7 protein-coding genes are annotated in these 10,259 nt (G+C 62.0%); 2 read left to right on the forward strand and 5 right to left on the reverse strand.

Features of this window, described 5'->3' with window-relative positions; translation table 11 throughout:
* Positions 1-143: 143 nt before the first annotated feature.
* Together ACFOGJ_RS06090 and ACFOGJ_RS06095 are read right to left on the reverse strand one after the other, a co-directional pair.
* Positions 144-548 carry a DUF4150 domain-containing protein gene (locus ACFOGJ_RS06090; protein WP_379898922.1) on the reverse strand — a complete coding sequence of 135 codons (405 nt, stop codon included), beginning with the start codon at positions 546-548 and terminating at the stop codon, positions 144-146.
* A 29-nt stretch (positions 549-577) separates the two neighbouring features.
* On the reverse strand, positions 578-2,563 hold the full coding sequence (locus ACFOGJ_RS06095; RefSeq protein WP_379898924.1) for a type VI secretion system Vgr family protein: 1,986 nt from the start codon (positions 2,561-2,563) through the stop codon (positions 578-580).
* Positions 2,564-2,808: 245 nt separating this feature from the next.
* Between ACFOGJ_RS06095 and ACFOGJ_RS06100 the strand changes: the two genes are divergently transcribed.
* Positions 2,809-5,178: an ATP-dependent nuclease gene (locus ACFOGJ_RS06100; RefSeq protein ID WP_379898925.1), complete on the forward strand. Its 2,370-nt coding sequence runs from the start codon at positions 2,809-2,811 to the stop codon at positions 5,176-5,178.
* Between the two features lie 54 nt (positions 5,179-5,232).
* On the opposite strand, the gene ACFOGJ_RS06105 is transcribed toward ACFOGJ_RS06100, so the two are convergent.
* Entirely contained in the window at positions 5,233-6,312 is a 1,080-nt protein-coding gene (locus ACFOGJ_RS06105; RefSeq protein WP_379898959.1) for an IS630 family transposase, read from the reverse strand.
* Between the two features lie 68 nt (positions 6,313-6,380).
* Positions 6,381-7,301: a DMT family transporter gene (locus ACFOGJ_RS06110; protein WP_379898926.1), complete on the reverse strand. Its 921-nt coding sequence runs from the start codon at positions 7,299-7,301 to the stop codon at positions 6,381-6,383.
* A gap of 237 nt (positions 7,302-7,538) precedes the next feature.
* Here ACFOGJ_RS06110 and ACFOGJ_RS06115 point away from each other — a divergent pair, with 237 nt between their 5' ends.
* Positions 7,539-9,461: a tetratricopeptide repeat protein gene (locus tag ACFOGJ_RS06115; RefSeq protein ID WP_379898927.1), complete on the forward strand. Its 1,923-nt coding sequence runs from the start codon at positions 7,539-7,541 to the stop codon at positions 9,459-9,461.
* A 94-nt stretch (positions 9,462-9,555) separates the two neighbouring features.
* On the opposite strand, the gene ACFOGJ_RS06120 is transcribed toward ACFOGJ_RS06115, so the two are convergent.
* Complete coding sequence (locus tag ACFOGJ_RS06120) at positions 9,556-10,215, reverse strand: DUF3540 domain-containing protein (protein WP_379898928.1); 660 nt, start codon at positions 10,213-10,215, stop codon at positions 9,556-9,558.
* Positions 10,216-10,259: the final 44 nt, after the last annotated feature.

Genomic DNA, 10,259 nt, shown 5'->3' on the forward strand with positions numbered 1-10,259 from the left:
CGAACATTCCGCCAGAACGCTCGTTTCCAAGTAGAATCAATGCCATGCACCCCGTCATCCGAAATCGTGCCGGACAGCACTGCCTCAAGGGCGAGGATGACGAACGCGGTCGCCGTACATACACCATCCTCTCCGCCGCCGCCCTATCGCAGGAACAGCACGAAGGGCTGGCAGGGGGTCAGCGCGGTGGCGCCCGGCGCGTTGATGTTGTTCTGCAGGGTCGGCTTGAAGCTGTTGCGGGCCGGCAGGAAGTTGATGTTGATGCCGACGCAGCCCATCAGCGAGCGGCAGGGCTGCGAGATGCCGCCGCAGGCCACCGCGCCGCCGCCGGAAACGCCGGCCTGGTCGCCGTTGGTCACCGGCTCCGAACTCATCATCGTGTGGGCGGGCGCCACCGCCAGCAGGACATTGGCGGAGGCCGGCGTGGCCGTCGTCGCGGTCGCCATGTTCGGATAGGGCAGCGGCACGGTGGCCGGGCCGACCACCGTGTTGCAGGTGTCGGGGAAGGCCAGGCTCATCCCCGGCAGGGCATTGCAGGCGAAGACCATCTTCCTCTTTCTCCCCCCGGCCGGCGGCTTCAGTCCCCGTTATCGTCGCTGTCGCCGCCGCTGCCGCCGCCCGACTGCGATTGCGGCTGCCCGCTGCCGCTGCCGTTCGCGAGCTGCGGCTTGTCGACCGACCCGTCCTTGATCGTCGTATAGATGCCCTGGTTGCTGCGTACGAAGGCGCCGTCATACATCTCCACGGTCACCGTGCCGCCGACGGTGATGTTGAAGTTGCCCATCACCTTGAGATTCAGGTCGCCGCCGACCCGCAGGTTGCGGCTGCCGTAGGTGACATCCTCGTAGTCGCCGCCGGTGAAATCGCCGCGCCGCTTCTTGGCGCTGACCACCACCAGCTCGTCGCCGGGCTTGTCGTAGTGCAGGAAGCCGCTGCCGCCGCGGTCGGTGACGCCGGACATGAGGCGGTTCTGCACCGCCGTGGCCAGCAGGTTGTGGGTCTCCGTCGCCGGCGGATAGGCGGGCTTCGCGCGGCTGTTGTACAGCGAGCCGGTGATGCAGGGCCGGTCGGGATCGTTGTCGATGAACTCCACCAGCACCTCGTCGCCGCTGCGCGGCCAGTGCATGGTGCCCCAGCGCGGCCCGGCCCAGGTCTGCAGCAGCCGCGCCCGGACCGGTGTCGGGTTCGCCTGGTCGTCCCACTTGAAGACGATCATCGGGCAGGTGTCCTGGTTGACGTCCGCGACCTCGGCCTGGGAGGCGGTGACGACATTGGCGATCTGCGGCGCCTCCACCTGCGGGCGCTTGGGGATCGGCGTCGGGCTGTAGGGCACGTCGGTGCGCAGCCCCTCGAAGACATTGCGGAAGATGCCGGCGCCGTCGGGCCGGCGCCGGCGCAGCTCGTGGCGCACCAGGCAGACCATGTAGCGCTCCCCCGGCGCCAGGCCGGGCATCCGCTCGGTCGCCTCCAGCGGCAGGGTCATCACCGCACCCGGCATGATGTCCGGGCACATGCTTTCCACCCGCAGGAACCATTTCTGGTAGGCGAAGGCGTTCATCCGCCGCTTCGCCACCACGTCGACCCCGGCGGTCAGCTTCCGGAAATGCCCCGGATAGTCGTAGATCGTGTGCGCGCCGGTATCGGCCGGGTACTGCGCCACCAGCCGCGCGGAGGCATTGTCGGGATTGTAGTCGCGCATCCGGTACTGGTCCGGCACCAGGCGCGAGCGCATGCCCACGTCGGTGACGACATCGTCCATCAGCTCGACCATGTCCTCCAGCCGCTGGGAGATCCGGAAACTGCGCCCGTCGAGCGCATCGAGCTGCGCATCCTCGTTGGTCTGGCACAGCAGGATGCTGGTGCCCTGCGCGTCATGTTCGAAGTTGAGGAAGATGTTGTCGCGTTCCAGCACCCGGGTCACGAAGTCCAGGTCGGATTCATCCATCTGGATCGTGAAGTCGCGCTCCGCCAGGCCGGAGACATTGCCCTTGGTCACAGGCGCGCCGCCATAGACCTTGGCATATTCGCCGATCAGCTTGTTCAGGATGTCGACCGAGGTGCCCTTCCAGATCCGCCGGCGGCGGGAATAGTTGAACAGGGCGGTCCAGGGGCCGATCAGCACCTCCAGGGTGCGGCGGTCGCCGATGCATTCGTCGCGATAGGCGGCGAACAGCACGATGCCGTGCACCAGCCGGTCGCCCATCTTCAGGGTGGCCGGCGCATTTGTCAGGCCGCCGGTGGTGCTCTGCCCCATGATCAGCGGAAAGCGATAGGCTTCCATGCCGACCTGCGCCCAGATGTAGTAGGGTTCCGGCACCTCGGTCGGAAAGGGCAGGCTGTGCGGCCAGGCCAGGTGGGTCAGCGGCCCCGGGTCCGGGTCGGTCATGTCCAGCCGCGGCTGGTCGACGAAATCCTCCGGCTGCTGGAAGGCGCCGTCCAGGCTGATCGGCTGGCCGGAGAGGCCCTCCACGAAAGTCATCGACCGCAGCCGGTCGCCGTGGAAGACCAGCTCGCCGCCGGCGACGTTCTTCCGCGGCCGCAGCACGAGTTGCAGGCCTTCCATGGCATGCCTCCTTTCGACATCGCCCGTCCCCGCCGGAACCGACCGGGCGGCCGTGCAGCAAGCCAACCGAGCGCATTAGAACGTCATGCTGAGGAGCCTGTTTTGATACGGAGGCCAACTCGGGCACAAAGCCTAGCTCACCTAGCCACACTCACATGCGAACGCCAATTCCTACGCGTCAGTTTCCCAGATGAAAGTCCGCTCAATAACCAACTTCTGTAAATCGTCACTGGGTGAGACCCGCGATGGCGAGTTTTGAGATTCCCCCAGGGTACTCGGCCGCCAAAAAATCTTATGATCAGGATCGCATTGGTGGCAACCACCTATTGCGACAACTCAATCTTTGGCTCTACGCTTTCTTCGAACAGCCAATCCGTCCGAAGGGACCAAGAATGAGACACAAAATATCAAAAATTGCCATTTTGAACTATCGTAGTATAAATCAAGCAATTTTGGAAAATTGCTCTAATTTAAATATCATCGTTGGCCGTAACAATTCTGGAAAATCAAATATTTTGTCTGCTATTGATTTGTTTTTTCAACATTCTAGAAATAGACATATAAGTTCTGTCTGGGCAGGTCGCGGCCGCCCGAAGGACGAATTTTTTGGCCGTAATTTGGAAAATCCGATCTCTATTGCTGTGGAATTAGATATAGACGAAGCATTTTCTAATTCGATATGCGATGCAATTATAAATGAATACGAAGGAGTAGAAAAAGCGATTGCCAATCTTAGAAAGGAAAACGCTCTATCTATTTTCCTTAAAGGGATATATATAGATGGAAGGATTTCGATTTATGTTCATGATATATCTTTCGGAAATGTTTCGGTCGACAATAACGAGATTGTCTTAACGGGAACAAGCCTCATGAGCGTATCATTCGAGGCGGCCTTGCATATTATTAAAAATGAAAGAGAGTTAGAAAATTTACAATTTCAGTTAGAAAAGTTTATTGAGGCTTTCGACCGGCTTGAAACCCGCGCTGTTTGGGAAGACGATGAAGATGACTATCCCAGATACATAATTGGCAATATTTTTGGAAAAGCTAGGGAAACTAATACAGCTAAGAGACTGCAAAAAATTGCCGCGGAGTCTGAAAGTTCTGAGGAATTCTTACAGAAATCTAATGACATTCGCGCAGATTTGGAATCTCAAATCGACGCCCTCGGAATGAAGCCTCTGCCTGAAAATATCGTCACATATTCGGGATCGGTAAGTAAACCCCCTCAATTTTGCGTTCATATACTGGAGAATATTTCGGAATGTGCGCCGCTTCATTTCACTGAAAACAGAGAGCCAATAGGAAATGCTGAGGCCCTTAAACTTTTGAGATTGAAGACAACACGAGGCGGTCCAGCCCGCTTAACCGCGCTACAAAGTACTGTCCAGTCGCTTCTAGGTGTTTCAGTCGATGCATTCGAAGCTGAGGATGACGATAATTTGGCATTTATGCCACGCAGGCGCGCCTCGAGAAATGCTGAAATGGATATAGATGATTTTCTTGTCGACGCCAATGGAGCAGGAATTCGAGAAGCTCTTCGAATTGTTTTGGATGTAGAGTTACTTTCCCCAAAAATAGTACTAGTAGAAGAACCAGAAGTTCATTTACACCCTGGTCTTGAGAATGTTATGCATAGATATCTTTCAGAAAAATCAAATATATCGCAAATATTCGTCGCGACACATTCAACAAATTTCATAGATACCACGGAAACGCAAAATGTCTACGTTGTCTCCAAAGACGAAAATGGCACATTTGTAAAAAATACCGTGCAACAAGATGATATTGTGAAAATCCCATCAGAAATAGGTCTGCGGCCCAGTTCAGTTTTAATGTTTGACAGACTAGTTTTTGTAGAAGGCCCCTCCGATGAATCAATAATACGAGAATTTGCAAAAACATTGGAGGTAAATATTTCTTCAAGAAACATCGGATTTGTATACTTAGGGGTTAGCAGCAACATATCGGCATTTTATTCGACTGACTTGATAGAAATAATGAAAAAAAGAAACGTTCCGGCTTGTTTTATAATTGATAGAGATGAAAAAGAAGAGCAAGAATTACAAAAAATACAAAATAACTTTGGGAATAATGCAAAAATTTTTACACTGAATTGCAGAGAAATTGAAAATTACTTGCTTGACTCAAACGCAATCATGCAACTCATAAACCATAAATCGTCAACAACAAACCAAAAAAATAGAATTGAAGATGTTCTGGAAATTGAGAAACTTTTGGAAAAAGAATCTATGGAGATGAAAGATAAAGTAATTGACATGCTAATTCATAAAAAACTCCTAGCACCGATGTATCCAAACAGAATGCAAGGTGCAAACTATGTTGAGAAAATCGATGATTCTATAAAGTACCTAGAGCAGATAAAAAGCTCTATAACGGAAATCTCTGGAAAAATTTCTTCTGATTTGGACAAAGTCTGGCCTGAATCATGCAAACAACGCGCTCCCGGCTCTCTGATTCTAGATCGTTTGATGAAGAATTTTTCTTTAAACTATAATAAAGATAGAGATGCAAAATTTTTAGCTTCGAAAATTCCTCAAAATAGTATTGGCGAAGATATCAAAAAAATTATCAGTTATCTTTCGACATACTAAATTCTATATTCCGATCTCACCTCCATACTCAAATGAATCCCGTCTCAGCACAACCTAGTGGATTGACTCCAACGCTTGGAACCCTCGTGCCCGCGCAGCGATGATTTCGGTCGGATCGGCGCGCCAGACGAAGGGCTTCGGGGCTTGGTTGTGCTCGTCGACGAAGCGATTGATGGCAGCCTGGAGGTCGAGCACCGAATGGAACACGCCATGTTTCAGCCGCCTGCGGGTGAGTTTGGCGAAGAAGCCTTCGACGGCGTTCAGCCACGAACTGGATGTGGGTGTGAAGTGGAAGGTCCAGCGCGGGTGGCGCGCCAGCCAGCTGCGGACTTCCGGCGTCTTGTGGGCTGCGTAGTTGTCCATGATGGCATGGATGACCTTGCCGGCCGGGATGTCGCGCTCGATCGCATTGAGGAAGCGGATGAACTCCTGATGCCGGTGGCGCTGCATGTTTCGGCCGGTGACGGTGCCCTCCAGCACGTTCAGCGCAGCAAACAGCGTGGTGGTCCCATTGCGCTTATAGTCGTGGGTCATGGTCGCACCGCGCCCTTTCTTGAGCGGCAGCCCGGGCTGGGTGCGGTCGAGAGCCTGGATCTGGGACTTTTCGTCGATGCTGAGGACCACGGCGTGAACTGGAGGCGCAACGTACAGGCCGACGATGTCATGAAGTTTCTCGACGAAGGCTGGATCGTTGGACAGCTTGAAGCTGCGCCACCGATGGGGAGCCAGGCCGTGAGCCTTCCAGATCTTCTGGACCGTCGACACCGCGAGCCCCACCGCATTGGACATCGCTTGCGCTGTCCAGTGGGTGGCCTCGTGCGGAGGAGCCTCCAGGGTCAGCCGTACAACCTCGGCCACACGATCATCGGCGACCGGCGGCGTGCCGGGCGGGCGGGTCTTGTCGCGCAGAAGACCTTCGACACCGGCTTCCATGAACCGCGCCTGCCACCGCCAGACTGTGGTCTTGGAGGTGCCGGTCGCCGCCATGACGGCATTCGTCCCGACGCCATCGGCGCTCAGCAGCACGATCCGGGCACGCCAGACATGCTTCTGCGGCGAGTTGCGGTCCGCGACGACGGCTTCGAGCCGCCGACGGTCGGCATCGTTGAGGCTGATCGATATTCCTGTGCGCATGCCCCAGACTCGCATGCCGGACGCCTTCTGGGAATCCCAAAAGGGATTCCTCTGTCTCGGCTAATCCACTAGCTGTATAGCCGCGGCCGGTTCACCAGCCAGATGCCCAGCGCCACCAGGGCGAGCGCGGCGACGACCGCCGGGGTCAGCGGCTCGCCCAGCAAGAGGATGCCCGCCAGGACGGCGAAGACCGGGGTCAGGAATGTGAAGGCGGAGAGGTGCGCCGCCGGATAGCTGCGCATCAGCCAGAACCAGGCCAGGTAGCTGGCGAAGGCAACCACGACGATCTGGAAGGCCAGCGCGCCCAGCACCAGCGGGGTCGCCGCGACGATGCCGGGCTCCCCCATCGCCAGCGACAGGGGCGGCAGCGCCAGGGCGGAGACGGCCAGCTGGTAGAACAGGATCTTCTCCGCCCGCGCCCGCACCAGGGGGCTGCCCTTGATCAGCACGGTGGTGGCGCCCCAGGCGATTGCGCCGCCCAGGCACATCAGGTCGCCGATCCATTCCTCCCCCTCCGCCAGGCGCAGGCCGTCGGCGAAGGCCAGGGCGATGCCACAGAAGGCGGCGGCCAGGCCGGCGGCCTTGGCGACATTCATCCGCTCGCCCGGGATCAGCCAGTGGGCGCCCAGCGCCACCACGAACGGCGCCATGTAGACGAACAGCACGGAGCGGGAGGCGTAGGTGTAGCTCAGCCCCCAGTAGATCAGCATGAATTCCAGGGCGAACAGCAGGCCCGCGCCCAGCCCCCACCACAGGCTGCCGTCGCGGTCGAACAGGGGGATGCGCCGGGCCCGCGCCCAGAGCATCAGCAGGGCGCAGCTCCCGGCGGAGCGCAGGCCGGCCTGCAGCACCGGCGAAATCCCCTCCACCGCCACCTTCACCGAGACCTGGTAGAAGCCCCAGGTGGCGCAGAGCAGCACCACCAGAAGGACTGCCGACCGGTCCAGATGGTCATGCGCCCCCACCGCGCCCGCGGCATCGCCCGCCATTCCGTTCCCCCCATTGCCGATGCGGCGGGAGCCTAGCCCGGCCCGCCGGCCGGGACGAGCCGCTGATCACGGCAGGGCCATCCCGGCGCCCATCTCAGGCCCAGATTGCGGGATCATATCGCACCGGTCCGGTGCCGCGGCCGGTGCCCTTCGGCCGGCCTGCGTGTATGTACCTTGCCCGCCGGGGCACGGCGCGGCCGCCGGACGATTCGATTGCAGCCAGGGGAACGGAAAGACATGCCGATCGTGAACTTCGCCGTCGCGGTGGAGAAGGGGAAGGCCCATCTGGATGCCGGCCGGCCGGACCTGGCGGCGTTCCTGTTCGGGCAGGTGCTGGAGGCCCACCCGACCCACCCCGACGCGGTGAACGGCATGGTCAGCGTGCTGATGCAGATGGGCCGCGCGGACGAGGCGATGGCCCTGCTGCGCCGCGGCCTGGAGGCGAACCCCAACCATCCCGACATGCGGGTCAACCGCGGCGCGCTGTACCTGATGACCAACGACTACGAGTCGGCGATCCGCACCTACGAGGGCCTGCTGGCGGAGGAACCGGACGATCCCGTGCAGCTGGTCAACCTGGGCGGCGCCTATATGGGCATCGGCCGCATCGAGGACGCCCTGGACTGCTTCCGCCGCGCGACGGAGGTCGCGCCGGACTATGGCGGCGGCCATCTGAATCTCGGCATGCTGCGGATGGTGCTGGACACCGAGGGCAGCGCCGCGGCGGCGGAGGCGGATTTCCGCCGGGCACTGGACTGCGATCCCAACCTGCACGGCGCCTGGCTGAACATCTGCACCCTGCGCCGCCGTGCCGGCGACCCGGAAGGCGCCCGCGACGCGGCGGAGATGGCGCTGATCCTGGCGCCGCACCTGCTGGACTATCACCAGAATTTCGCCGAATGCCTGCTGGCCCTGGGCCGGCGCGGCGATGCGCGCAAGGTGCTGGAGAGCCTGCTGCAGGTGAATGCCAGCTTCCTGCCGGCGGAACTGGCCCTGGCGCAGATCGCGGTCGACGAGGACCGCCCGGCCGCCGCCATCGCCCACCTGCATCGGGGCACCGAGCTGCGGCCGCAGGACCCGCTGATCTGGGCCAACCTGGCCGCCCTGCTGCACCGTCAGGGCCGGATCGAGCAGGCCGACACCGCGCTGGACCGCGCCCTGACCCTGGACCCCGGCAATGCCGCGGCGCGCATGCACAAGGGGCGGATCCAGCTGGCCGGCGGCCGCCTGGCCGACGGGCTGGCCAACCTGGCGGCGATGTACGACCTGCCGGAGGTGGCCGCGCAATCGCCCTTCGGCCGTCTGGAAGGCGCGGAGCCCGCCTGGGACGGCGGCCCCCTGGCGGCCGACCTGCCGCAGGGCGGGCATCTGGTCCTGGCGCCGGAACCGGACGAATCCCTGACCTTCCTGATGTTCCGCTTCGTCGCGGCGGCGCGGGAGAAGGTCGCGCGCATCACCTTCCTCGACTTCCGCGGTCTGGGGCCGCTGGCCGGCCAGGTGCCGGGCATCGACGCGGTCGCCGCCGTCGGCGACGGCGCGGACATTCCCTGCGACGCGATCCAGCGCCTGGGCGCCCTGCCCGGCCTGCTGCCGGGCGCGCTGGCCGATCCCGGCGCGACGGTGCCCTACCTGACCCCGCCGCCGGCCGCCGCAAAGGCATGGAAGGACCGGCTGTCCGCGCTGGCCGGCATCGCCAACCTGCCGACGATCGGCCTGCTCTGGTGCCCGGAGGGCCGCCGCGATCCCGGCGACGAGCGCGCGCTGCCGCTGCAGCAGGCGGAGCGCCTGCTGCAGGTGCCGAACGTGCGCTTCGTCAGCCTGCAGTTCGGGCCGGCGCAGAACGAGCTCGACGAGCTGGCGCAGGGCGGCCTGGTCACCCGTCTCGGCCAGCATGTCGACAGCCCGTCGGCCCTGGCGGGCGCACTGGCCGCCGTCGACCTGGTGATCGCGGTCGACGGCCCGGCCGCCGACCTGGCCGGCGCGATGGGCCTGCGTGCCTGGGTGCTGCTGCCGCACATGCCGGAATGGCGCTGGGCGCAGAAGGACGGCGCGCCGATCTGGTACCCGACGGTCACCGCCTTCCGGCAGGCCCGCGCCGGCGACTGGGAAAGCGCCGTCGCCGCGGCGGCGCGGTCGCTGGAGCGGATGCTGGGGGATTGAGTCCGCTGAGGAACTGAGGCCGCCGGCCGGGTTGACTCAGCTTTGGGCCCGTCGGCAACGAAGTGTGACGGGCGGCCGCGACCCGTCCCCCGCCTCAGCCGATATTGATCCGCTTGGCGTTGACCCGGACATCCTCGCCGGCGTTCAGGCTGGCGGAAGTCTCGCCATAGATGCTGACCCCCTTGTGGCCGCGGATCTCCACCAGCGGCGCGTCGGTCTTGTCCAGGGTCTCCGCGGAGCGGATGCTGACCTTGGCGCGGGTCAGCAGCTGGCCGGCCTGGGTGACCAGGCTGTCGGCGGCGGTCATCAGGCGGCCGACCAGGGCATAGGCGGTCTGCGCCCGCCAGACCGCGGTGCCCAGGCTGGCGAAGGCGCGGGCGGCGCGGACGTCGACGCTCTCCCCCGCCAGCGCGATCATCCTGTCGCTGGCCAGCACGGCGCCGGCCTCGGCATCCAGGTGCAGGCTGGTGGCGCCGACGGTCAGGGTCAGCCCTTCCGCCGTGGTCACCGTCAGCGGGCCGCCGCCCGGGCGGCGCAGGATCGCCTGCACGATCGGCCGGCCAGCGCCGTCGACCAGGGCGGAGACCTCGTCCCCCGGCTCCGGCCGCACCAGGCAGCTCACCGCCACATCGGCCTCCCGCGGGCCGTCCGGCGTGTCCAGGACGACCGGGCCGGTCGCATCCGCGCCCTCGGCCACCCGCAGGATGTAGACCGCGCCCGCCAGGGTCAGGTCCGTCCGTGCCTTGCGTTCCATGCTCTTTCTCCCGCTCTGGCCGGCGGCGTCAGCCGCCGGCCGGG

This window comes from Marinibaculum pumilum, assembly GCF_042646425.1.
GTDB lineage: Bacteria > Pseudomonadota > Alphaproteobacteria > Ferrovibrionales > Ferrovibrionaceae > Marinibaculum > Marinibaculum pumilum.

Excerpts from the sequence above, each read along its gene's own strand:
- ACFOGJ_RS06090 (WP_379898922.1), bottom strand. The coding sequence starts at position 548 with ATGGTCTTCGCCTGCAATGCCCTGCCGGGGATGAGCCTGGCCTTCCCC.
- ACFOGJ_RS06095 (WP_379898924.1), bottom strand. The coding sequence starts at position 2,563 with ATGGAAGGCCTGCAACTCGTGCTGCGGCCGCGGAAGAACGTCGCCGGC.
- ACFOGJ_RS06100 (WP_379898925.1), top strand. The coding sequence starts at position 2,809 with ATGGCGAGTTTTGAGATTCCCCCAGGGTACTCGGCCGCCAAAAAATCT.
- ACFOGJ_RS06105 (WP_379898959.1), bottom strand. The coding sequence starts at position 6,312 with ATGCGCACAGGAATATCGATCAGCCTCAACGATGCCGACCGTCGGCGG.
- ACFOGJ_RS06110 (WP_379898926.1), bottom strand. The coding sequence starts at position 7,301 with ATGGCGGGCGATGCCGCGGGCGCGGTGGGGGCGCATGACCATCTGGAC.
- ACFOGJ_RS06115 (WP_379898927.1), top strand. The coding sequence starts at position 7,539 with ATGCCGATCGTGAACTTCGCCGTCGCGGTGGAGAAGGGGAAGGCCCAT.
- ACFOGJ_RS06120 (WP_379898928.1), bottom strand. The coding sequence starts at position 10,215 with ATGGAACGCAAGGCACGGACGGACCTGACCCTGGCGGGCGCGGTCTAC.